The organism is Oricola sp. (genome assembly GCF_022763245.1).
In the GTDB taxonomy this organism is placed as follows: domain Bacteria; phylum Pseudomonadota; class Alphaproteobacteria; order Rhizobiales; family Rhizobiaceae; genus Oricola.
The window spans coordinates 247,717-271,058 of record NZ_JALEGV010000005.1; the positions used below are offsets into that span (position 1 = coordinate 247,717).

General features: G+C 66.1%; 22 protein-coding genes. 9 read left to right on the forward strand and 13 right to left on the reverse strand.

What is annotated here, in order from left to right; genetic code table 11:
• Nucleotide 1: 1 nt before the first annotated feature.
• From uraD to MRY80_RS01270, 6 genes are all read right to left on the reverse strand, one after another.
• Complete coding sequence (uraD, locus tag MRY80_RS01245) at nt 2–514, reverse strand: 2-oxo-4-hydroxy-4-carboxy-5-ureidoimidazoline decarboxylase (RefSeq protein WP_293287094.1); 513 nt, start codon at nt 512–514, stop codon at nt 2–4.
• Nucleotides 511–2,847 (reverse strand): xanthine dehydrogenase molybdopterin binding subunit, encoded by a 2,337-nt coding sequence (gene xdhB / locus MRY80_RS01250; protein WP_293287096.1) that lies wholly within the window; start codon nt 2,845–2,847, stop codon nt 511–513. Before xdhB ends, uraD begins: the two co-directional genes overlap by 4 nt.
• The gene (gene xdhA / locus MRY80_RS01255; protein WP_293287098.1) at nt 2,844–4,259 is read right to left on the reverse strand and encodes a xanthine dehydrogenase small subunit; all 1,416 of its coding nucleotides are present in this window, start codon (nt 4,257–4,259) and stop codon (nt 2,844–2,846) included. The genes xdhB and xdhA overlap by 4 nt, the downstream gene beginning before the upstream one ends.
• 14 nt (nt 4,260–4,273) lie before the next feature.
• Nucleotides 4,274–4,780 carry an ureidoglycolate lyase gene (locus MRY80_RS01260; protein WP_293287100.1) on the reverse strand — a complete coding sequence of 169 codons (507 nt, stop codon included), beginning with the start codon at nt 4,778–4,780 and terminating at the stop codon, nt 4,274–4,276.
• Nucleotides 4,777–5,706 carry an allantoinase PuuE gene (puuE, locus tag MRY80_RS01265; RefSeq protein ID WP_293287101.1) on the reverse strand — a complete coding sequence of 310 codons (930 nt, stop codon included), beginning with the start codon at nt 5,704–5,706 and terminating at the stop codon, nt 4,777–4,779. The genes MRY80_RS01260 and puuE overlap by 4 nt, the downstream gene beginning before the upstream one ends.
• A 92-nt stretch (nt 5,707–5,798) precedes the next feature.
• On the reverse strand, nt 5,799–6,386 hold the full coding sequence (locus MRY80_RS01270) for a biotin transporter BioY (protein WP_293287103.1): 588 nt from the start codon (nt 6,384–6,386) through the stop codon (nt 5,799–5,801).
• A gap of 131 nt (nt 6,387–6,517) precedes the next feature.
• Between MRY80_RS01270 and MRY80_RS01275 the strand changes: the two genes are divergently transcribed.
• Nucleotides 6,518–7,426: an MBL fold metallo-hydrolase gene (locus MRY80_RS01275; RefSeq protein ID WP_293287105.1), complete on the forward strand. Its 909-nt coding sequence runs from the start codon at nt 6,518–6,520 to the stop codon at nt 7,424–7,426.
• A 7-nt stretch (nt 7,427–7,433) separates the two neighbouring features.
• Here MRY80_RS01275 and MRY80_RS01280 read toward each other — a convergent pair whose 3' ends face one another.
• Complete coding sequence (locus MRY80_RS01280) at nt 7,434–8,165, reverse strand: DUF1499 domain-containing protein (protein WP_293287107.1); 732 nt, start codon at nt 8,163–8,165, stop codon at nt 7,434–7,436.
• A 220-nt stretch (nt 8,166–8,385) separates the two neighbouring features.
• On the opposite strand from MRY80_RS01280, the gene MRY80_RS01285 reads away from it, so the two are divergent.
• The gene (locus tag MRY80_RS01285) at nt 8,386–8,784 is read left to right on the forward strand and encodes a hypothetical protein (RefSeq protein ID WP_293287109.1); all 399 of its coding nucleotides are present in this window, start codon (nt 8,386–8,388) and stop codon (nt 8,782–8,784) included.
• A gap of 10 nt (nt 8,785–8,794) precedes the next feature.
• On the opposite strand, the gene ppdK is transcribed toward MRY80_RS01285, so the two are convergent.
• From ppdK to MRY80_RS01310, 5 genes are all read right to left on the reverse strand, one after another.
• A complete protein-coding gene (ppdK, locus tag MRY80_RS01290) occupies nt 8,795–11,467 on the reverse strand; it encodes a pyruvate, phosphate dikinase (RefSeq protein WP_293287111.1) in 2,673 nt (890 codons plus the stop codon).
• A 144-nt stretch (nt 11,468–11,611) separates the two neighbouring features.
• The gene (gene smc, locus MRY80_RS01295) at nt 11,612–15,073 is read right to left on the reverse strand and encodes a chromosome segregation protein SMC (RefSeq protein WP_293287113.1); all 3,462 of its coding nucleotides are present in this window, start codon (nt 15,071–15,073) and stop codon (nt 11,612–11,614) included.
• A gap of 63 nt (nt 15,074–15,136) precedes the next feature.
• Nucleotides 15,137–15,796, reverse strand: coding sequence for a DsbA family protein (locus MRY80_RS01300; protein WP_293287115.1), 660 nt, complete (start codon nt 15,794–15,796; stop codon nt 15,137–15,139).
• A 127-nt stretch (nt 15,797–15,923) separates the two neighbouring features.
• Nucleotides 15,924–16,346, reverse strand: coding sequence for a secondary thiamine-phosphate synthase enzyme YjbQ (locus MRY80_RS01305; RefSeq protein WP_293287117.1), 423 nt, complete (start codon nt 16,344–16,346; stop codon nt 15,924–15,926).
• Nucleotides 16,343–16,954 (reverse strand): LysE family translocator, encoded by a 612-nt coding sequence (locus tag MRY80_RS01310; RefSeq protein ID WP_293287119.1) that lies wholly within the window; start codon nt 16,952–16,954, stop codon nt 16,343–16,345. Before MRY80_RS01310 ends, MRY80_RS01305 begins: the two co-directional genes overlap by 4 nt.
• A gap of 179 nt (nt 16,955–17,133) precedes the next feature.
• On the opposite strand from MRY80_RS01310, the gene MRY80_RS01315 reads away from it, so the two are divergent.
• From MRY80_RS01315 to ung, 3 genes are all read left to right on the forward strand, one after another.
• Nucleotides 17,134–17,601, forward strand: coding sequence for a GyrI-like domain-containing protein (locus tag MRY80_RS01315; protein ID WP_293287121.1), 468 nt, complete (start codon nt 17,134–17,136; stop codon nt 17,599–17,601).
• 19 nt (nt 17,602–17,620) lie between these two features.
• Nucleotides 17,621–18,100: a flavodoxin gene (locus tag MRY80_RS01320; protein ID WP_293287123.1), complete on the forward strand. Its 480-nt coding sequence runs from the start codon at nt 17,621–17,623 to the stop codon at nt 18,098–18,100.
• 73 nt (nt 18,101–18,173) lie between these two features.
• Complete coding sequence (gene ung, locus MRY80_RS01325) at nt 18,174–18,857, forward strand: uracil-DNA glycosylase (protein ID WP_293287125.1); 684 nt, start codon at nt 18,174–18,176, stop codon at nt 18,855–18,857.
• A gap of 67 nt (nt 18,858–18,924) precedes the next feature.
• On the opposite strand, the gene MRY80_RS01330 is transcribed toward ung, so the two are convergent.
• The gene (locus MRY80_RS01330) at nt 18,925–19,959 is read right to left on the reverse strand and encodes an alpha/beta hydrolase fold domain-containing protein (protein ID WP_293287127.1); all 1,035 of its coding nucleotides are present in this window, start codon (nt 19,957–19,959) and stop codon (nt 18,925–18,927) included.
• A 97-nt stretch (nt 19,960–20,056) separates the two neighbouring features.
• Here MRY80_RS01330 and MRY80_RS01335 point away from each other — a divergent pair, with 97 nt between their 5' ends.
• From MRY80_RS01335 to MRY80_RS01350, 4 genes are all read left to right on the forward strand, one after another.
• Nucleotides 20,057–20,482: a helix-turn-helix transcriptional regulator gene (locus tag MRY80_RS01335; RefSeq protein ID WP_293287129.1), complete on the forward strand. Its 426-nt coding sequence runs from the start codon at nt 20,057–20,059 to the stop codon at nt 20,480–20,482.
• Nucleotides 20,483–20,607: 125 nt separating this feature from the next.
• A complete protein-coding gene (locus MRY80_RS01340; protein ID WP_293287131.1) occupies nt 20,608–21,834 on the forward strand; it encodes a porin in 1,227 nt (408 codons plus the stop codon).
• A 78-nt stretch (nt 21,835–21,912) separates the two neighbouring features.
• Nucleotides 21,913–22,542 carry a LysE family translocator gene (locus MRY80_RS01345; RefSeq protein ID WP_293287133.1) on the forward strand — a complete coding sequence of 210 codons (630 nt, stop codon included), beginning with the start codon at nt 21,913–21,915 and terminating at the stop codon, nt 22,540–22,542.
• 193 nt (nt 22,543–22,735) lie between these two features.
• Nucleotides 22,736–23,338 carry a GNAT family N-acetyltransferase gene (locus MRY80_RS01350; protein ID WP_293287135.1) on the forward strand — a complete coding sequence of 201 codons (603 nt, stop codon included), beginning with the start codon at nt 22,736–22,738 and terminating at the stop codon, nt 23,336–23,338.
• The last annotated feature ends 4 nt before the right edge of the window (nt 23,339–23,342 follow it).

Sequence of the window (23,342 nt, forward strand, 5' to 3'; positions counted from 1 at the left end):
GTCAGGCCTCTATCAGATCGTTCAGACGAAACGCGCCGATCCTGGCGATCTGCGCTAGCGCTTCCGTCATCTCCTCTTCCGGCGCGTGATTCAACCGTGCTTCGAACGACGCCAGGATCGACTGCTTGTCGTGGCCGCGCACGGCAAGGATGAAGGGGAAACCGAAGCGCGCCTTGTAGGCGTCGTTCAGCGCGTGAAACCGGGTGAACTCGTCGCTGCTTAACCGATCCAGGCCGGCGCCCTTCTGTTCGGAGGTCGATTCGGCCGTCAACTCGCCGGCCAGCGCCGCCTTGCCGGCGAGATCCGGATGCGCCTTGATCAGCGCCAGTTGCGGCTCGCGGCCGGCACGATCGATCGCGACGACCATTGCCGCATGCAAGGCCTCGATCGAGGCGAAGGGACGTTCGCCGCTCACCGCCTCCGCCACCCAGGGCGAATGCTCGAAGACCGCGCCGAGCGCATCGACGAACTCGGCTTCCGAGCACGTGTTGAGATCGTCGAGCGCAATCGTCACGTGGCCGCCCCGCTTCGGGCGCGCATGTCGTCGATGGCGGCCAGGATGTTTTCCGGCGTCGCCGGCGCCTTGAGATTCGGCGACAGGCCGGCCGCGCCGCAAGAGGCGACCGCGTCGCGGATGGCAAGCCAGACGGCGACGGCCAGCATCAGCGGCGGTTCGCCCACCGCCTTGGAGCGATAGACCGTCTCCTCGCCATTCGCTGCGTTGTCGAGCAGCGCCACGTTGAACTCCGGCGGCACGTCGCGCGAACCGGGGATCTTGTAGGTGGACGGACCGACCGTGCGCAGGCGGCCCTTGTCGTCCCACCACAATTCCTCGCAGGTCAGCCAGCCCATGCCCTGAACGAAGGCGCCCTCGATCTGGCCGAGGTCGATCGCCGGATTGAGCGAGGCGCCGCAATCCTGCAGCAGGTCGGCGCGCAGGCAGCGGCTTTCGCCGGTCAGCGTATCGACGGCCACTTCGGCCACCGCCGCGCCGTAGGTATAGTAGAAGAAGGGCCGGCCCTTCAGCGTCTTGGGGTCCCAGTGGATTTTCGGCGTCGCGTAATAGCCTGCCTCCGACAGCTGCACGCGCGCCGCCCATGTCAGCTTTGCCAGTTCGCCGAAGGACACCGAGCGGTTACCCGCGTGGACGCGCTCCTCGCGGAAGACAATTTCCTCTGCCGCCACGTCGAAATGTCCGGCGGCGACATTGGCCATGCGGCCGCGGATCGCGGTGGCCGCGTTGTAGGCCGCCATGCCGTTCAGGTCCGAGCCGGTCGAAGCGGCGGTGGCGGAGGTGTTCGGCACCTTGCCGGTCGTCGTCGCGGTGATCTTCACCTGGTCGATGCCGATCTGGAACACCTCGGCGACCACCTGCGCGACTTTCATGAACAGGCCCTGGCCCATCTCCGTGCCGCCGTGGTTCAGGTGAACCGAGCCGTCCTGGTAGACATGGACGAGCGCGCCGGCCTGGTTGAGCGAGGTCAGATTGAAGGAGATGCCGAACTTGACCGGCATGAAGGCAAGCCCGCGCCGCAACAGCGGGTCGGCGGCGTTGTGCGCGTCGATCTCGGCGCGGCGGCGTTCCCATTCCGATGAGCCGAGCAGCGATTCGGTCACCCAGGTCAGGCGGTTCTGGCTGGTTTCGACCGGCTGACCGTAGGGCGTCACCTCACCGGTTTCCGGGCCGTAATAGTTGCGCATGCGCACCGCGGTCGGGTCGAGCTGCAGTTCGCGGGCGATCTGGTCCATGATCGCCTCGATGCCGATGATGCCCTGCGGCCCGCCGAACCCGCGAAAAGCGGTGTTGGAGACGGTGTTGGTCTTGCAGGCATGGCCGACCAGGCGCGCCGCCGGGACGAAATAGGAATTGTCTGAGTGGGTGAGCGTGCGGGTGATCACCGGACCGGTCAGGTCCGGCGTGTTGCCGGCGCGCGCCAGGTATTCGATGTCGAGCCCTCTGATGCGCCCGTCTGCGTCGACGCCCACCTTCCAGGACGCGACCATGTCGTGGCGCTTGCCGGTCGCGGACATGTCGGTGGAGCGCTTCAGTCGCATCTTGACCGGCTTGCCGGCCTTTCTGGCGAGCAGCGCGGCGGCCGACGCGATGATCGTCGGCTGGCTTTCCTTGCCGCCGAACCCGCCGCCCATGCGGCGCGTGAACACGTCGACGGAATTGGCGAGCCCGCCCAGAACATGGGCGACGTGATGCTGCACCTCGGTCGGGTGCTGGGTGGAGGAATGGATGACCATGTCGCCGTCCTCGCCGGGGACGGCGTAGGCGATGTGGGTTTCCAGGTAGAAATGGTCCTGGCCGCCGATCTCGAGCCGGCCCTCGATGACGCGCTCGGCTTCAGCCAGCGCCGCGTCGATGTCGCCCTCGAGCAAGATCTGCGGCGCCATGACGTAGGAGCCGCGCGCATGCGCCGTCTCCACGTCGAGCACGGGTTCGAGTTCCTCGATGTCAAGCGCGACCTCTCGGGCGGCCTTGACCGCCTGCTCGTAGGTCGTGGCCGCGATCGCGCCGATCGGCATGCCGGCATAGTCGACGACGTCTTCGGCAAACAGCGGCTCGCCGGACAGGATCGGGCCGATGTCGTTGTCGCCGGGAATGTCGCCGGCGGCGACGAAGGCGACGACACCCGGCATCGCCAGCGCCCTGGCCGGATCGACGCCCTTCAGACGGCCATGGGCGACGGGGGAGACGACGAGGGCCGCGTGCAACGTGCCCGGCAGTTCCACCATGTCGTCGATATAGGACGCCTCGCCGGCGATCTGCTTGGCCGCGCTGTCATGGGCGAGGCCGTGGCCGACGACCGTGCGCTGGACGGATTTCACGTCGATCGTCATAGCGCCATCACCTCCACGGTTTCGCCGGCCAGGTCGCGCGCGAGCCGCTGCACCAGCGCGCCGGCGGTTCGCATGCGGTAATCGGCGCTGCCGCGCCAGTCGCTCAGCGGGGCGAAATCTTCGGACAAGGCCGCGACGGCTTCGGCCTGCGCACTCACGTCGAGCGGCTGGCCCAGGAGCTTGTCCTCCGACGCCCTCGCCCGCTTGGGGATCGCCGCCATGCCGCCATAGGCGAAGCGGCAGGCGGTCACCTTGCCGTCTTCCATGGCGAGCCAGAACGCCCCGCACACCGTGGAGATGTCCTGGTCGTAGCGTTTCGACAGCTTGTAGACGCGGAAGGCCTCGCCCGGCTTCGGGCGCGGCACGGTGACGGAGACGATCACCTCGTCGGATTTCAGCTCCGTCTTGCGGTAATCGAGGAAGAAATCCTCCAGCGGCAGGCTGCGGCTTCCCCGCGCCTGCGAGGCCAGCGTGATGGTCGCGCCCAGCGCGATCAAGGCCGGCGGGCCGTCGCCGATCGGGCTTGCCGTGCCGATATTGCCGCCGACCGTGCCCATGGCGCGGATCTGCGTCGAGCCGAAACGCCGGATCAGGGTGGCCCAGCTCGGATAGTCCTCGCGCACGGCCTCCAGAATCTCGCCCCATGTCACCGCGGCGCCGAAGGTCCAGGCGTCGGCCGTCTCGTCGATCGCACGCAGTTCGCGCGTCCGGCGCGTCGAGACGATGCGGTCCCAGTCGGAGTGATAATCCGCCCGCGCGACGCCGAGATCTGTGCCGCCGGCGAGGATGACCGCGTCGGGATGCGCGGCGCGCAGCGCGGTCAGTTCGTCCAGCGTCGCCGGCTGGTGCAGCACGGAGCCGTCCGACGACACCTCGCTGTGCCAGTCCGGCAGGTCCGCCGCCATTGCCGGTTCGAGGCCTGCCGCCGCCGCGGTCCGGGCCGCCTCGACGATCGGCTTGTAGCCGGTGCAGCGGCACAGATTGCCGGCGAGCGCGTCGTGGATCGCCTCTTCTTCCGGCTGCGGCGTGTTCTCGATCAGCCCGGTCAGCGACATCACGATGCCCGGCGTGCAGAAGCCGCATTGCGATGAGCCGTTGGAGGCCATCGCCTCCTGCAGCGGGGTCATCACACCGTCACGCTTCAGGCCCTCGACGGTGGTCAGTTCCACGCCGTCGAGCTGCGCCGCGGTCATGATGCAGGCATTCGCCGCCTGACGGGCGGCGCCGTCGCGGCGAAGCAGCACGGTGCAGGCGCCGCAATCGCCCTCGGCGCAGCCTTCCTTGGTGCCCTTCAGGCCGAAATGGTTGCGGATCACGTCCAGCGCGGTCGTGTCCGGCCGCCCGGCGAAACTGACCGCCTTGCCGTTCAGGACGAAACGGATGCCGTCTTCAGATGCGTGTTGCGATGTCATGCTCGGCTCGCCTTTCAACTGGAAAGGACGTCGATGCGATAGCGGACGCCCTCATAGTCGTGCTCCTCCAGATTGTTTCCCGCGCCATCCCGGTCGACGACCAGGAAATCGCTCGCCTCTTCGAGCGACAGCAGCGGGTGATGCCAGGTGTTCCTGGCGTAGTTGACGCCCTTCCCCGGCGGGCAGATGAAGACCTGCGGCACCCCCGGCGCGCCGTCCTCGTCCACCGCCACCACGGCGAGGAACGGCCGTGGCGAGAGCGGGAAGAACAGCTGGCTGCCAAGCGGATGGCGTTCCATCATCTTGATGTCGATCGGCGGCGCGAAGGCCTGTCCGCGGAAGACGCTGACGATGGCGCGCCCGCCCCCGTCGGTCACGTCGATGCCGGCCAGGTCGTGGAAGCGCTCGGTCGAGCCCTGGTTGATGAGCCGCAGTTCCGCGCCCTCGGTCTCGACGACGTCGCCGAAAGGCGCGAACGCGTCCTTCGACAGGGGACGGACGGTAAGCGGGACGACCGTCATGCGTTCTCCGGCTTCGGCGGGTGAGTGTCCCACCAGTGCCGCGCGATCTCGATGCGCCTGGCGACCCAGACGTCGTCATGGCTCTTCACGTAATCGAGGAACCGCGCCAGCGCCGCCGCACGGCCGGGTTTGCCGACAAGGCGGCAATGAAGGCCGACGGAGAGCATTTTCGGCGCCCCGGCACGGCCTTCCTCCAGCAGCAGGTCGAAGGAGTCCTTCAGATAGGTGAAGAACTGGTCGCCGGAATTGAAGCCCTGCGGCGTCGCGAATCGCATGTCGTTGACGTCGAGCGTATAGGGCACGATCAGATGCGGCCCGTTCGGCCCGTCCACGTAATAGGGCAGTTCGTCGGCGTAGGAATCGGCCGAATAGACGAAACCGCCCTCCTCCATCACGATGTTCAGCGTGTTGTCGGAGGGCTTGCCCTGGTAGATGCCGAGCGGCCGCTCGCCGGTGATCTCGGTGTGCAGGCGCACCGCCGCGTGGATGTGGGCGCGTTCCGTCGCCTCGTCGAAATCCTTGTATTCCAGCCAGCGCAGGCCGTGGCTCGCGATTTCCCAGCCGGCCTCCTTCATGGCGGCGACCGCGTCGGGATTTCGCATCATGGCAACCGTCACGCCATAGACCGTGACCGGCATGGAGCGCTCGGTAAACAGCCGCCACAGGCGCCAGAACCCGGCGCGCGAGCCGTATTCGTAGAGCGATTCCATGTTGAGATTGCGCTGGTCCGGCCATGCGTCGGCGCCGACGATTTCCGACAGCAGCTTTTCGGAGGCGGGGTCGCCGTCGAGGATGCTGCTCTCGCCGCCCTCCTCGTAATTGACGACGAACTGGACCGCCAGCTTGGCGCCGCCCGGCCATTTGGGATCGGGCGGCGTGCGGCCGTATCCGACGAGATCTCTTGGATAATCGGTTTTTGAATACATGGTCTAATTTTGACCCCGGATTCGCGTTGTTCGCAAGCGCAAAAAAAAGCCGCGGACGATGCCGCGGCTTCGATTCGCCCGATGGCGGAATATTATTTTCGCCCGAAGAGGCTCCAGAGCGCGGGAACCAGCGCGCCGGCGAGAACCGCCTTGATCATGTCGCTGATGATGAAGGGCCCGACGCCCCATGCCCAGGCCTTCTCGACGCCGTAGGCCGGGTGGAACGCGATCCACAGCGCGCCGATCACGAGGATCATCAGGGCGCCGACGACGTTGGTGGCGGCCAGCGCGAAGGGGTTGCGCGACAGGCCGCGATCGGCGGCCCAGCCGGTCAGGCCGGCGGCCAGCACGAAGGCGATCAGGTAGCCGGTGGTCGCGCTCGTCGCGAAATAGGCCAGACCGCCGCCATTGGTGAAGACCGGAAGGCCCGCAGCGCCCTCGGCGAGATAGGCGAGCAGGGTGGCAACCGCGAGCTTGCGGCCGTAGACGGCGGCGATCGTGAAGATCGCAAGGCTCTGCATCGTGGTCGGAACCGGCCACATCGGCACCTTCACCTGCCCCGCGACCGCGATCAGCAGCGAGCCGGCGATGGCCAGGAACGCATACATGGCATAGCGCGTCAGCGTCTCGCGCGGCAGCGCCTGGTGAATCAACGGTCTGGATGCATGGGAGATTGCCATATCGGATGCCCTGTTGAGTGTCTGTTTCCCGGCCCGTCGGAAAAATGGGCCTTCCTTGCCTATATCGGTGAAGCTGATAATCAGCAAGGCGGCCGGCAGCCCGGCCTGTGAAAAGGGATCCCCAGACACGCATGTCCGACATCGAATTCGACCGCCGCTTCGAGCCGGCACATGGCCAGGCCGTGCCCGTGGCCGACAATATCGTCCGCGTCACCGTCAACAATCCGAGCCCGTTCACCTTTCACGGCACCAACAGCTACATCATCGGGCGCGACACGCTGGCCGTCATCGATCCGGGACCGGTCGACGACGCGCATCTCGCCGCGCTGATCGACGCGATCGGCGGTCGACCGGTCAGCCACATCTTCGTCAGTCACACCCATGCCGACCATTCGCCGCTCGCCGAGCGGCTGAAGCAGGAATCCGGCGCCGTCACGGCGGCCGAAGGCCCGCACCGCGCCGCACGGCCGCTGCATATCGGCGAGGTCCATCCGCTCGACGCCTCCTCCGACACCGCGTTTCGCCCCGACATCCGCCTGGCCGACGGCGACATCATCGACACCGGCGAATGGGCCATCGAGGCGGTGGCCACGCCGGGCCATGCCGCCAATCACATGGCCTTCGCGGTCAAGGGCACCGGCATCGTCTTTTCGGCCGACCACGTGATGGCCTGGGCGACCTCCATCGTCGCGCCGCCCGACGGCGCGATGTCCGATTACATGGCCTCGCTGGAGAAGCTCGCGGCACGCGACGACCGCCTCTATCTGCCGGGTCATGGCGGCCCCGTCACGAAGCCCGGGCCTTTCGTCCGCGCGCTCAGGACGCACCGCAAGATGCGCGAGGCGGCGATCCTCGACCGCGTCCGCAAGGGCAGCCGGACGATCGCCGAGATGGTGCGCGAGATCTATCGCGACACCGATCCGCGCCTGCACGGCGCAGCCGGCCTTTCGGTGCTGGCGCATCTGGAGGATCTCGTCGCCCGGGGCGTGGTGCAGACCGACGGCCCGCCGGCCATCGAAGGCATCTTCTACCCAGCCTGAGCGGAACTCACGCTTCGACGATGCCGATCAGCTGGAAGTCCAGCGTGTCGAGATAGCGCGCGATCAGGCGGGCGTTCCAGCCGAGGTCGTGGGACACGAAATCGGTGCGTGCGCGCATGTCGATGAAGCTGGTGTCGCCCTCGTCCGTCAGCCGCAGCACCACCGAACCGGGGATCGCCAGCACGGGGATCGTGTAGGTGAATTCGAAGATCAGCTCGTCATCGGCGCCGATGCGGCCGCGCCGCGACGCCAGCGTCCAGCCCTGGTTGGCGGCCGCCGTCAGGATCGTCTCCTCGATCGCCTCCGGCGGCGCCTTGAAGCGCCGGCCGGCCAGATGCGGGTAGCCGTCCCGCATCCGCGAGGCGACGATGGCTGCCGGGTTGTCGTCCGTCACCCGCACCTCCGCCTCCAGAAGCGGCGGGTCGATCAGGTCGGTCGAGACATCCGCCTGGTGCGGCCGCAACACCCAGCCGACGCCGGCGAGCACGAAGGGGGCCAGCGTGAAGGCGGTCAGGAACAGCGCCAGGATCGCCCGGCGTCCGCCCATCGTTCCGCGCATCCACAGGCTGTGCAGCGCCATGATGATCAGCACCAGTCCGACCAGCGCGATCGTCACCGCGCTGGCGACGAGGTTGAAGAAGGTCGGCGTGTCGACCCATCCCTGGTAGTGGGCGAGCAGCGAAATCAGCGCCAGGACGGGCGCGAAAATGGCGAAACGCAGCGACCAGCCGGCGGACACGGAGCGCCTGCGCTCCGGCAGGGGGCGCAGGGTCAGAGGCTTCCGCTTTCGTCCCGCTCTCAAAGTGGCCATGGCAGCGGCGTTACCGCGAAAACACGCTTTGTGTAAAGCTGATCGAAAAAGTGCCCCATGAAATGTCGGCCCGCCCAATTGCGGCCAAACCGTCAGGCGAGTTAGAGACCGCTGGCGGGCCCAAGAAGAAGAAAAGGAAAACGCGCTCATGCAGCCTTCAAACACGCTGGAGACGATCATGATCGAGCGAGCCGGAACGCAAATCGCCACTGGCGAGAAGAACTTCGTCGATCTGGATTCCGTCGAACTGGAACTGGCGATCGATCCGAACATCCTGCGCGACGCCGGTTTCGAGGACTGTCTCAAGGCGGCCGCACGCGCCACCGGGTTCGACTTCCTGTTCCAGCTTCCGGCCTTCGACCAGGTGCCGGGACAGCGCATCGCGGTTCTGTCGACCGACAGCGGCCGTGACCTTCTCTATGCGGTCTTGGGCGATTCCGGCGCCGAGATCGAAATCATCCCCGAAGAAGCCATGCGCGCCGAGATCCGCGATTTCGCGGAATCCTTCATGGACGTGTTCCTGCGGATCGGCGACAAGCAGAGCTGACCGCGCTTTCTCAGGGGCGCTCGCCGGTTCCGTTGGCGAGCGTCGCCTGCGCGGCGGCAAGGCGTGCGACCGGCACGCGATAGGGCGAGCACGACACGTAGTGCAGCCCGACCGTCTCACAGAAATGGATCGACGCGGGTTCGCCGCCATGCTCGCCGCAAATGCCGAGCGTGATGTCCGGCCGCGTGCGCTGGCCGCGTTCGGCCGCCATCTGGATGAATTCGCCGACACCTTCGACGTCGATGGTGATGAACGGGTCGCGATCGATGACGCCCTTGCGCAGATATTCGTTCAGATAGAGGCCCGCGTCGTCGCGCGAGATGCCGAAGGTGGACTGCGTCAGGTCGTTGGTGCCGAATGAGAAGAATTCGGAGCTTTCGGCGATCTTGTCGGCGCGGATCGCCGCGCGCGGCAATTCGATCATCGTGCCGACCAGATACTCGATCTTGCCGCCCCATTCCTTCATCACCGCGTCGGCGACGACGTCGATGCGGTCCTTGACGAATTTGAGTTCGCGCTCATAGGCGACCAGCGGCACCATGATTTCCGGCACGACCTTTTCGCCGGTCTTCTCGCCCGCTTCCATCACCGCCTTGAAGATCGCGCGCGCCTGCATCTCGATCATCTCGGGATAGCAGATCGCCAGGCGCACGCCACGATTGCCGAGCATCGGGTTGATCTCGTGCAGGTCCTCGACCTTCTGGCGGATGCGTTCCGCGTCGATGCCGAGCGCCTCGGCGACGTGGTCCAGTTCGCGGCCCGGGCGCGGCAGGAATTCGTGCAGCGGCGGGTCGAACAGGCGGATGGTCACCGGCAGGCCGCGCATGATCTCGAAGAGTTCGAGGAAATCGGCCTCCTGCGCCGTCTGCATGGCGGCCAGCGCCTCTTCGCGCGCGCCTTCGTCGTCGGCGAGGATGAAGCTCTGGACCGCGCGGATGCGGTCCTCGTCGTTGAACATGCGCTCCGTACGGCACAGGCCGATGCCCTCCGCGCCGAAGCCGCGCGCCGTCTTGGCGTCTTCCGGGGTCTCGGCATTGGCGCGCACGGTCATGCGGCGGATTTCGTCGGCCCATTTCATCAGCGTGGCGAAATCGCCGGACAGTTCCGGCTGCACGGTCGGCAGGGCGCCGAGCAGCACCTGGCCCTCGGTGCCGTCGATGGTGATGATGTCGCCGGCCTTCAGCGTGCGGCCGCCGGTCAGCATCACGCCGCGTTCGGTGTTGATGCGGATGGCGCCGGCGCCCGAGATGCAGGGCTTGCCCATGCCGCGCGCGACCACCGCCGCATGACTGGTCGTGCCGCCATGGGTCGTCAGGATGCCCTGGGCGGCATGCATGCCGTGGATGTCCTCCGGGCTCGTTTCCGGCCGCACGAGGATGGTCTTGCGCCCCTGGCTCGCCGCCTCGACTGCGTCCTCGGAGGTGAACACGATCTCGCCCGTCGCCGCCCCCGGCGAAGCCGCCAGCCCGCGCCCGATGACGGTCCGCTCGACATCCGGGCTGATCGCCGGGTGCAGGAACTGCTCCAGCGACGCCGGATCGATCCGCCTGAGCGCCTCGGTCTTGGAGATCAACCCGTTGTTCGCCATCGCCACCGCTATACAAACCCCAGCCCGAGCCCCCCTCTTTCCGTCGCGGGTCTGGAGGAGCCATAGTTTGCCGGCTTCGACGGTGAATTCGATGTCCTGCATCTCGCGGAAATGGTTTTCCAGCCGCAGGGCTACCTCTTTCAGCTCCTGGAACGTGACCGGCATGGCGTCGTCCATGGCGACCAGGCCAGTGCCGGCCGCTTGCGCCTTGGTCAAGGGATGCGGCGTGCGCAATCCGGCGACGACGTCCTCGCCCTGCGCATTCGGCAGGTACTCGCCGTAGAGATGGTTCTCTCCGGTCGAAGGATCGCGCGTGAAGGCCACGCCGGTCGCCGACCCCTCACCCAGATTGCCGAACACCATGGATTGGACTGTCACGGCTGTGCCCCAGCCTTCCGGGATGTTGTGCAACGTCCGGTACGTCACCGCGCGCGGGTTCATCCAGCTGCGCATGACGGCGCCGATCGCGGCCCAGAGCTGGTCGCGAGGATCTTGCGGGAATTCCTCGTCCAGTTCACGAGCGATCGCGCTCTTGTACTCCCCGATCACCCGCTTCCAGTCCGCTGCGTCGAGATCGCCGTCGCGGCTGACGCCGCGTTTCTCTTTCGCCGCGTCGAGCACGTCCTCGAACACAGAAACATCGAGACCCATGACGACATTGGCGTACATCTGGATGAAACGGCGATAGGAATCGTAGGCGAAAGCCGAATTGCCGCTCGCTTCCGCCAGCGCCTCGACGGTTTCATCGTTGAGGCCTAGATTGAGGACGGTGTCGAGCATGCCGGGCATGGACTCGCGGGATCCGGAACGCACCGAGACCAGAAGCGGATTGCGTTGGCCGCCGAACGCCTTTCCGGTCAGCCGTTCCAACACCTCGAGCGCGCGATCGGCGTCCCGCCGCAATTCGTCGGGAAGGGTGTGGGTGTGGGCGTAGTAGTGTCGGCAGGCGTCGGTGGCGATGGTGAACCCGGGGGGCACGGGCAGGCCCAATCGCGCCATCTCCGCGAGGCTGGCGCCTTTTCCGCCCAGCCGATCGCGATCGCGCGCGCTGCCGTCCGCCTTTCCTCCTCCGAAAGCACAAATCCAGTTCGTCATGCGGCCTCGGCCATTCCTCTCCCGGTCTTCACGCGCGGCATCCTCCATGCCGCCTCACCGAAGCCCCTTGCATAGCGTATTCGGGGTGAACCGCGCGAGAACTTTTTTGCAGTGCAGCATTCGCGGTTAACCGATGCGCGGCGATCAGACCGCCTCGCGCAGTTCCTCGGCCTGTTGGAGATCGACCGACACGAGCTGCGAGACACCCTGCTCGGCCATGGTGACGCCGAACAGACGGTCCATGCGCGCCATGGTGATCGGGTTGTGCGTGATGATGACGAAGCGCGTGTCGGTATCCTTGGACATCTGGTCCATCAGATTGCAGTACCGCTCGACATTGTGGTCGTCGAGCGGGGCGTCGACCTCGTCGAGCACGCAGATCGGCGCCGGATTGGTCAGGAAGACGGCGAAGATCAGCGCCATGGCGGTCAGCGCCTGCTCGCCGCCGGATAGCAGCGTCATGGTCTGCGGCTTCTTGCCGGGCGGACGGGCGATGATTTCAAGACCTGCCTCGAGCGGATCGTCGCTTTCGATGAGCTGCAATTCCGCCGTGCCGCCGCCGAACAGATGGGTGAACAGCCGACGGAAATGCTCATCGACCACGCCGAACGCGTCCAGAAGCCGCTCGCGGCCCTCGCGGTTCAAGCTGCCGATGGCAGCACGCAATTCGCGGATCGCCTCGATCACGTCGTCGCGCTCGCGCACGAGTGTCTCCAGACGTTCGATCAGTTCGGCCTGCTCTTCCTCTGCGCGCAAATTGACCGCGCCGAGCCGTTCGCGCTCGATCTTGAGGCGTTCGAGCCGACGCTCGACGTTGTCGACATCGGGCGGCGGCGCGTCGGGCGCGAGGCCTGAGAGCTTCACGGCTTCATGCGGGGCGCAGTTCAGCGCCTCATGGATGCGGCCCTCGATTTCCTTGCGACGATCCACGGATGCGGTCAGGCGCTCCTCGGCACGGGCGCGTTCCTCGCGGCCGCCCGACAGCGCGGTAATGGCGTCGGTCGCCGCCTTGTCGGCCTCGCGCGACGCCGTTTCTGCGAGCGCCAGCTTGTCGCCTGCTTCCTTGCGTGCCTGTTCGGCCGTCTCGATCTCGCGCACCAACTGGCGTCGGCGCAACGGCATCTCGTCAGGCGCATCTTCCAGCGCGGCCAATTCCTTGCCGGTTTCGTCTCGTCGTGCAGCAAGGACACCCATCTGCTTGTCGGCATTGGCGCCGCGCGATCGCCAGTTCTCGCGCTCGGACCGCAAGGCGGTCAGTCGGCGCTGGCGCGACTCGCGCTCACGGGCGAAAGACTGGTGATTGGCACGCGCCTCCGTCAAGGCCGCGCGCTCGGTCGTCACGATGACGGACTGCTTCTCGACGGCCGTGTCGAGGGCTGACAGGTCCGGCTCGGCGGCCAACGCCGTTTCGGCCTCCGCCTGGACTCCGGCCGCTTCCTCGATGTCGGCTTTGGCGCGCGTGAGGCTCTCCTCGAGCACGGCCTTGCGCTTCGACAATTCGCCGGTGGCGCGTTCGGCGGCCGTCAATGCTTCCCGGGCGTCTCGCGCCCCCTTCTGGGCACCGCGCAATGCCTCGCGTGCGTTCTTCTCCGCCTCGACAGCAGCAGCGGTCGCCTGTTTGCGTTCGGCGACGTCGGCCTCGCAGGACCGCAAGGCCTTCGTAGCCTCGACGATCTCGGCGTCCAGCTCGGCCAAGCGGTTCTTCTGCGCGAGCCGCTGGGCAGCCGGTGTCGGCGCATCGGCACGGGCGGTGTAACCATCCCAACGCCACAGGGCGCCGTCCCTGGTCACCAACCGCTGCCCCGCCTTCAGGGTCGCGTGGAGCGCCTCGCCCTGCTCGACGCTGTCGACGATGCCGATCTGGTTCAAGGCACGGTGCAATGCCGGTGGCGCATCGACACGGGCGGCGAGCGATGTCACGCCCGACGGCAAGTCAGGATCGTCCTCAAGCGGAGCGATCCCTGCCCAAAAGGCCGGCGCGCTGGAATCGAGAGGAAGATCAAGATCGTCGCCCAGCGCGGCACCGAGCGCGGCCTCGAAGCCCTTGGCGACCTTCATCTGTTCGACGACGGCAGGAAAGAGACTGCTGCCGCCCGCATTGAGCATTTTCGCCAGGGTCTGCGCTTCGGCTTCCAGCCGGTTGAGAGCCGCCTTTGCGTCCTGCAGGGCAGGCTGGCGGGCGCTCTCGGCCTCGCGGGCGGCGGATACGGCTTGCTCCGCCTCGACAGCGACCCGCTCGGCAGTCACCACGGCGGCTTCGGCAGCTTCCAGCAACACACGCTTTTCGGCCGGATCGGCCAACGTCTTGATGCGGCCCTCGATATCTGCCAACTCGCCTGCAAGCCGGTTCTGCTGCGCGACCAGCCGGTCGGAGCGCTCGCGCGTCTCGCGAATGCGGCGTTCCAGCTGCGTTCGAAGCGCTCCGGCTTCCGCCCGTTCACCAGTCAGTCGGGCAAGTTCGGCCTCGGAGCGACCGAGAGCGGCTTCCGCCTGTTCGAACAGCCGCTTGAGTTCCGTCTCGCGCTCGCCGGTGGATTCCTCCAGACCTGAGAGTTCTGACTCTTCAGCGTCGAGACGGCCGATCGCCGTGGCGTTCTCCTGCTTCATCGCCTCCTCGCGGGCGATGTCTGCGGAGAGCTGCGACAGCCGGCTCTGCAATTCCGTGCGGCGCGCCTCCTGCCGGCGCGCGTCCTCGTCGAGCTGACTGAGCGCGATTGTCAGCCGCTGGAGCGCGGCGGCGGACGCCGCTTCGGCTTCCCGCAATTCCGGCAGTTTGCGCTGCGCGATAGCCTGGACCTTGGCAGCCTCCATCTGAAGCTGTGCCCGTTCGCCGACCAGCGACGTGGCCTTGGCGAGGGTCGACTGGGCGTCCGCTTCCTGGGCCTTCGCAAGGGTCCATTTTAGATGCAGGAGCGTCGCTTCGGCTTCGCGAATGTCGCGAGACAGCCCCTTGAAACGGTTGGCCTGACGGGCCTGTCGCTTCAAGCTCTCGATTTGGCTTTCCAGTTCGCCGACCACGTCTTCGAGACGTTCGAGATTGGTTTCGGCGGCACGCAAGCGCAGTTCTGCATCATGGCGGCGAGAATGAAGGCCGGAGATACCGGCTGCCTCTTCCAGAAGCGCGCGGCGCGCCTGGGGCTTTGCCTGGATCAGTTCGCCAATGCGGCCCTGTCCGACCATGGAGGGCGATCGGGCGCCGGTGGACTGGTCGGCGAACAGAAGCTGGACGTCCTTTGCCCGCGCATCCTTGCCGTTGATCTTGTAGGCGGATCCCGCCTCGCGCTCGATGCGCCGGGTGACCTGCAGCAGGTCGTCATGATTGAAGGCCGCCGGTGCCGTGCGGTCGGTGTTGTCGAGGAACAGCGAGACTTCGGCCGTGTTGCGCGACGGACGCGTGCCCGAGCCAGAGAAGATCACGTCGTCCATGCCGGACGCGCGCATGTTCTTGTAGGAGTTCTCCCCCATCACCCAGCGCAGTGCTTCGACAAGATTGGACTTGCCGCAGCCATTCGGCCCGACCACGCCGGTCAGGCCGCTCTCGATGATGAACTCCGTCGGTTCGACGAAGGACTTGAACCCCAGAAGGCGGAGCTTCTCAAAGCGCATCAGCGCCCCCGCCCGTCATGCCGGACCCGCGCGACCATGACGCGCGGGCATCCATTCCCGTCGTCAGGCAAGTGCGTCGAGAATGGCCGACATCTGGTCAACAGTCAGGGCTCCGGAATACTTGGTTCCGTTGATGAAGAACGTCGGGGTCGCATTGACGCCAAACTCGTCGGAAGCGCGATCCCGCGTGGCATTGATGTCATCCAGAAGCTTCTGGTTGGTCAAGCAGGCCTCGAAGCTCTCCTGTGTAAAACCGGCGAGCTTGGCGATGTTCTCCAGCGGCGGGCGGGCGTTCTGCACGAAAGCCCATTGCGCCTGCTGCTTGAACAGCACGTCAACCATCGCGAAATACTTGCCTTCCGGTGCGCAGCGGGCCAGCATGAAACCGGCCGCGGCGCGCGGATCGAGCGGGAATTCGCGCAGGATGAACCGCACCTTGCCGGTGTCGATGTAGTTTTCCTTGATCGTCGGAAACGTCGTCGCGTGGAAATGAGCGCAGTGGCTGCAGGTCATCGACGCGTATTCCACGACAGTGATCGGCGCATCCTCGGCGCCTTCCACCTGATCCTCGAGCACGCCCGGCTTCAGGAGATCGTCCATATCGACGGTGCCCTTGGCCTCCGGCGCTTTCTGGGCAAGGGCGAGGCTCGGGGCAGCGAGGGTCGCGCCAGCCGCGGCGGCAGTCAGCAATACGGTGCGGCGGGTCGGGAAGATGTCAGCCATCGGGGTCAGTCTCCGAAATCGTTTGGTTTGAGCCGATATATGGCAAGGATTGGGTCAGGACCATGGCCTTTTTCTGCTGAACCCGACCTGAACGTCTCGTTTCGGTCAACGCTGCGTCAACAAAGCGTTATCCTGACAGATGCAGCACCACCTGCCGGCGGTGCGGACGGTCGCGATGTTCGAACAGGTAGATGCCCTGCCAGGAGCCGAGCGCGAGGCGGCCGTCAGCCACCGGAATGCCGATAGAGACCTGCGTCAGGGCCGCCTTGATGTGGGCCGGCATGTCGTCCGGCCCCTCGGTGGTGTGAGTGATCCAGCGCATCGACGGGTCGTTCGACGGCGGCACGAGTCGGCGGAAGAAGGCATCCAGGTCACGCTGGACATCGGGATCGGCGTTCTCCTGGATGAGCAGCGAGCAGGAGGTGTGACGCACGAAGACGGTCAGAAGTCCCTCCCGCACGCCGCATTCGGCAACGAAACCGGCCACCCGGCCGGTGAACTCGTAAAGGCCGGGGCCCTCCGTCGTGACCGTAATCGTCGTCTGCGTCATCGTGCCGTGAACGCCAGCTTGGCGCCGAGCGCCACGAAGGCCGCGGCAAAGCTGCGACGCATCCAGGCCATGATGCGGGTGCTTGCCAGCACACGCGCGCGCACGGCTGCGGCCGCAAACCCGTATCCGACGAAGACGACGAATGTCATCGCCATGAAGACCGCCGAGAGTTCGATCATCACGGCGAGCGCGTTGGCGGCGGCCGGATCGACGAATTGCGGCAGGAAGGCGAGGAAGAAGATCGAGAGCTTCGGGTTGAGGACGTTGATCAAGGTTCCCGTGACCGCGATGCGCGGCAGGCCGGCCGGCTCATTGCCGGGCTCGATCTTCAGGGCGCCGCGATCGCGCACGGTCTGCCAGGCGAGCCAGAGCAGATAGGCGACGCCGGCGAATTTCACCACTTGGAACGCAAGGGCGCTGGCATGCAGCAGCGCTGCGACGCCGAGAATGGCGGCAAGCATGTGCGGGAGGATGCCAATGGTGCAGCCGAAGGCTGCGGCGACGCTGGCCATGCGCCCCCGCGCCAGCGCCACCGCCAGCGTGTAGACCACACCGGTTCCGGGCGCGACGACGACGATCAGGGCGGTCAGAAGGAATTCCGGGCTCATGGGCTTGCCTCGTGGTTGAATGGCCGGACGCTAGCGATGCCGCGCAGCCTGTCAACCACACGCCGCACCCTTGATGCGCGACAGCCGTCGGCAATTTCGGCGCGACGCTGACAATCGTCAACGACATCGCCGCTGCATCCTTCACAGTTGCGGGACGCGAGGAAAAGTGGAGCGCCGCAATGCCCGATTTCAAGCTGATCGAGGTCCAGGAACGGCCCTATGTTTATGTGGATTGTTCATGCGCGATGGATCCTCCGGCCATTAGCGAGACCATGGGCAAGGCCTTCCAGACCGTCTTCGGCTTCATGCAGGAGAACGGCCTGACCGCAACGGACGGCGCGCTGTCGGTCTATTACACCTACAATCCCGAGACGGTGGATTTCCGCGTCGGGTTCTTCGTCTCGGCCGAAGACGCGAAGAAAGCCTCCGGCGCAGTCAAGGGCGACGTGACGCCGGCCGGCCGCGTGGTCCATTTCACCCACCACGGCTCCTATGCGAAGCTCTCGGAAAGCTATGGCGCGTTGATGGTCTGGCTGGAACAGGAGGGCCTGCCGCTTGGATCGCCGACCTGGGAGGTCTACACCAACGGCCCGGAAACCGTGCCTGAAGACCAGCTTGTCACCGAGATCTATGTCGGCCTCGCCTGACTGAAGGAGATCGCCCGCCATGCCCAAATGCCTCGTGGTCTATTACAGCCGCACCGGACACACCGAAGGCGTCGCCAAGGCGCTCGCCGACAAGCTCGGGGCCGACATCGACCCAATCCGCGAACCGCGCAAGAGACGCGGTTTCTGGGAATACTGGAAATCGGGCCGCGAGGCCTTTCTCGGCATCCTGCCCGCCATCGAGCCTGTCAGCCACGACCCGGCGGACTACGACATCGTCGTGCTCGGGTCGCCGGTCTGGGCGTCGCGCCCGTCAACGCCAATGCTTGCCTTCCTTGCCGCTCACAAGAACGAACTCAAGGCGATCGCCTGTTTCGTGACGCTGGGCGGATCGGGCGCGCAGAAGACGCTGCAGCGCATGGCCGACGCCGCCGGCACGCCCGCCTTCGCCACCTTCTCGGCCACCGAAGGGGAGTTGCGCTCCGGCGCCTGGAAGGATGAGTTCGAGCGCTTCGCCGGGGAAATCGTCCGGCGGGCCTGACAAAGCCGTGCCGTGTCGGTTAGCCTGCCGGCACCGACGACCGGGGCAACAGGCACGAGGCATCGCCAGGCGCATGATCAAGCTGAACTCGAGCTGGCTGACGCCGCTCCAAGGCGAATTCGACAGCCTCTATATGGGCGAGCTGAGACGCTTCCTCGTCGCCGAGAAGGCGGCCGGCAAGCAGATCTTTCCGCCCGGTGGCGAATGGTTCCACGCGCTCGACGCAACGCCACTCGACCAGGTGCGCGTGGTGATCCTCGGCCAAGACCCCTATCACGGGCCTGGTCAGGCGCATGGCCTGTGCTTCTCGGTGCGGCCCGGCGTTCGCATCCCGCCCTCCCTCGTCAACATCTACAAGGAGTTGCGCGACGATCTGGGCATCGCGCCGGCCACACACGGCAATCTGGAGGCCTGGGCGAACCAGGGCGTGCTGCTCTTGAACGCGGTGCTGACTGTGGAAGCTCACCGCGCCGCCTCGCATCAGGGCAAGGGCTGGGAGCGTTTCACGGACGCCGTCATCCGGCTCGTCAACGACCGCGACCAGCCGGCCGTCTTCATCCTGTGGGGCTCCTATGCGCAAAGGAAGGCCGCCTTCGTCGACCGCACCCGCCATCTGGTGCTGAAATCGCCGCACCCCTCGCCACTGTCGGCGCATAACGGGTTCTTCGGTTCGAAGCCCTTCTCGCAGACCAACCGCTTCCTGGAAGACCACGGGATGGCGCCGATCGACTGGCAATTGCCGGCAGCGGCGGAGTAAGCGGACGGGGAACGGTGCACCCGCAAGACAGTTCAACGATTGGCAAGCTCCTCGGCAAGTGCCCCGTTCATCTCTTGCATCCGCTATCGATCCAGCCCTTCGCGATCCCCGCGGCGAGCGCGATGCTTTGGCGCGCCTGGCGGGAGCGGAAACGTTCGAGGTGGTGGCGGGGGCTGTCCCAATAGTTGACACGCACGGGTACGGCGGCCGCATCCGCCTGTTCGGCGAGCCGCACGGCGTCGTCGAAATGCATGTCGTGGCGGCTACAGTGGACCGCGATCGGCGGGAAGCCCTGCAGTTCGGCATAGGCCGGCGAGGCCGCCGGGTCAGTCGGCAAGGTCTCGCCCAGATAGAGCCGCGCGGCGAAGGCGGCGGTTTCCATGCGGAACGGACTGTCGCTGGACACGCCCTTGGTGACATAGGACCAGCCACGCATGGCCAGATCCGTCCAGGGCGAGAACAGGAGCGCGCCGGCGGGCATCGGTGCGCCGCGTCCGCGCAGTTCGACGAGCATCGACAGGAGCAGGGTCGCGCCAGCGGAATCACCGCCGACGACGATACGCGATGGCGCATGCCCCTCCCCGACCAGCGACAGGTAGTGGTCGCACAAATCCTCTACCGGAAGCGGGAACGGGTTTTCGGGCGCAAGGCGGTGCTCGCCCATCACGGCGACCGCGTCGAAACCGGCGGCGATGTCGTCGGCGATCGCCTTCTGGCGGGGCGTCGGCGGAAGCATGAACCCGCCACCAGCGACATAGAAGAAGAGCGGCTGCGCAGGATCTCGTGCGCCTTGAACAAGGGCCGCGGCCGATGTCGCCGGACGCAACCGGGCGGGCCACATGTGGCTTGCCATGTACAGGATGCCGTCGCCTTCCGGCAGGATGGACCAGGCGCCGTCCGCGGTGGCCGTGCGCAGGCGCTCAAGCCATGCGAGCGCTGCGGCATCGTTCTCGATCGCCACGGCGCGGCGGATCAGCCGGGCGAGCCACCATTTTGTGATCAGATTCTCGCCGCGCGCCATCAGCGTGTCGGCCGCCTTCAAAGCCGGACCGGTCGCCCGGCCGACGCGAAAGGCGATTTCGCGGGCCTCCAGCGCCCTCAATGTGTTATCAGCGTCGTGAGGTAAGGCAATCTGACCCGCAACAGCCACGGCACCATTCTCCTATCGGCTTCATGGCAGGAATAGCACGGGGGTGACATTGGGCAAAAAAGACGACGACGACCGGACCAGCGGCGGAAAGTTGGTAGAGACCGACCAACTGGGTGCATTTTTCGCGAAGCTGCACTTCAATGGCACGCCGCTGCGCTCGGAGCCCCTGTGGGAAGAGCGCGTCCGCGAGATCATCACCTGGTTGCCGGACCCCATGCGCAAGGAAATGCTGGACACCGTCTCGCGGGTCGGGACCAGCGGCGCGGCGCCCGATCTGGAAACCTTCGCCGCCGATCACGGGCTGACGCCGGCAGAAACACGGCTGGTCGAAAGCCTGCTTGCAGGCGCCAGTGTCGCCGAACACGCCGAATCGCTCGGCATTTCCAACAATACGGCGCGTGTGCACATGCAGCGCGTGCTGGAAAAGACCGGCGCACGCCGCCAGGCCGAACTCGTGCGCATGTTGCTTGCCTGACACACCGGCGCAAACCCGCCGCCGGACGGCAACAAATTGACCATGCGTAATGCATATGCATGACGCAGCACCCCGCCAAATCCGCTTGTCTCCCAATCGGCAACCATCAGCGGCGGGGGACCTCGATGAGACACTACGCATTGGCTGCGGCGATTCCGGCTGCAGCGCTGGGGATCACGGTATCGAGCGCGGCGCTGGCCGAGGAAGTCGTCGATCGCGATTTCGGCATTCTGGCGCGCATCTTGGCGGGTCAAGACGGGCCGCCGCCGGACGCCGCCACAACTGCGGAATATGTCCGCATCTGCGAGACCTATAGCGGCGGCTTTTTCTATATCCCGGGAACGGAAACCTGCCTGAGGATCACCGGCGGCGTCGACTACCAGTACTCGAGAATAGAAAACACCCATTCCGTGGGCGGCGGCACGAAGGTGCTTTCGGGCGGGGGACCGGGCTTGGAAGTCTTCGGCGCGCGCTTCGGCAGTTGGATCGAACGTGACGGCATGAAGCTGGATTTCCGCGCCAGCGTCCGGGACGCCACCCGCAAGGACAGCTATGGCGGCTTCGACATCTATGGCGGCTATGAGGGCGCCTGGGGCAAGGAAAGCTATTCCGACAATCCGATGGTGGGCTATGACGACGTCACCGCCGTCGGCTTCACCTATCTTCAACCGCTCCCCGGGCCGAACACGGGCGTCATCGCCGACGATCCGGGCTTCGGCCTGCAATCCGATGGCGAATTGAACAACAGCTGGCATCGCGTCAATCTCGGGTTGAAGATCGCAAGCCCGTTCGGTGCCGCGCCGTCGGACGACGGCAGCGGCTATGCGGGCTTCAAGATCAAGCACCGCATCGGCGCCTTCATCGAGACGCTGGACACCGAGGCCTCCGGGCGCACCGACCTCACCTATGGCGGATCGGTCTATTCCGGCTACAACCAGAGCTACGAGCTGGACGCCAAGGACCGCTATGTCGGCATGCGCCTCGGCACGCGGGTGAGCCTGCCCTCGCAGTTGGACGGCAAGCTGCGGTTCGCCGTGTCGGGCGATCTCTATCTGGGCTACCACACCGGCGAAGGCTATTACTCGCAATACACCGAGGTGAGCGGCTCGCCGCTGACCCAGACCGACAGCTATTCGAAGGACGGGTTCACCGTCGGCGCAGGTCTGTCGGCCTCAGCGACCTACAAATTCGCCTCGGGATGGAAAATCGGTGCGAATGCGGAGTGGTCCTGCCTGCCGGACGTGACCAGCTTCAAGGCGCCGCAGAACCCTGACGAGCAGGACTATGCCGGCTTCTCCTCCGAGCGTGCGACGCGCATCTTCACCGGCATCCGGCTGACGCGCTCGTTCTGACCGGACGGGGCCTTCGCGCCCCGTCTTTTCCGGCGCGTGCCGGCGTGATAGCGGTCAGGTCTCACTCGGAGCCCCTCCATGAGCCTCGACACGCTGCTTGTCTTCATTCCCGCCTGTTTCGCCCTGAACATGACCTTCGGGCCGAGCAACCTGCTGGCGCTGACCAATGGCGTGCGCGAGGGCGTCGGGCGAGCGGCGACCGCGGCGCTGGGCCGCATGGTCGCCTATGCGACCCTGATCGCGATCACCGGCGTCGGGCTCGGTGCGCTGCTGGCGACCTCGGCGGCGGCGTTCTCCGTCGTGAAATGGGCAGGCGCGGCCTATCTCGTCTGGCTCGGCGTGAAAATCATGCGCTCGAAGTCGACCTTGACCGGTGCCGATCCGGCCGCGACGCCGCGCCGACCTCTCGCCAGCCTCGCCCGGCAGGAATTCCTCGTCGGGATCAGCAATCCCAAGGCGATCGTCATCTTCACCGCCTTCTTTCCGCAATTCGTCGATGCGGAGCGCTACATGGCAAGCTTCGCGCTGCTTGGCGGGCTGTTCCTCCTGTTCGAAATGTGCGCTGTCGCCGCGTATGCCTATGCCGGTCGGCATCTTGGCCGCTTCGCCCGGCACCCGCGTGCCGGCGACTGGCTGAACCGGACGAGCGGCGGCATGATGATCGGCTTCGGCCTGCTGCTGGCCCTGGCGCGCCGGCCGGCTGTCTAGGCCGGTCGAAAACTGCACTGCCGGTACAGTAATTCGGCGGCTCGCCGCAGACCGCCGGGCGCCGCTCTAGGCAACTAACTGATTTAGAAGGATAATTCTTTTCGCAGTTGCTGGACCACGGGCTTTCTATCGCCCGATGGCGTGTCGTTGCATGGTTGGCGCATCAAAACGAAGCGTTCAGACGAGACACGACATGACAATGCATTCCCATCCCCTCATCCGCGCGGCGACGCCGCAGGACGCGCCGATCCTGGCGCGGCTCATCGACATCGCCGGCGAAGGCATTCCCAACTGGCTCTGGTCTGGCATGGCCGAAGACGGCCAATCAGCGCTCGAACTCGGCACGGAACGCGCGCGGCGCGACACCGGCGGGTTTTCCTGGCGCAACGCGCTCGTCGCCGAACGCGACGGCGACATCGCAGCGATGATGCTCGGCTACGAGATCACCGCCCCCTCCGACGCCAACCTGGCCGCAACGCCTGACATGCCGGAGGCCTTCCGCCCGTTCATCGAACTGGAGCACCGCTCCGTCGGCAGCTTTTATGTGAACGCACTCGCCACCTTGCCCGGCCGACGCGGATACGGCCTCGGAAGCAAGCTCCTGCGAGCCGCCGAGGATAAAGCGGCGGCGGCCGGCATTCGGCAAATGAGCATCCAGGCCTATGAGCAGAATACGGGCGCGGTGCGGCTCTACGAACGGCTCGGATATGCGATCGCCGACGCCCGACCGGTGCTGCTGCACCCTTGCCAGCCCTATTATGACGGGCGGATCGTGCTGATGCTGAAGGACATCTGAGGCA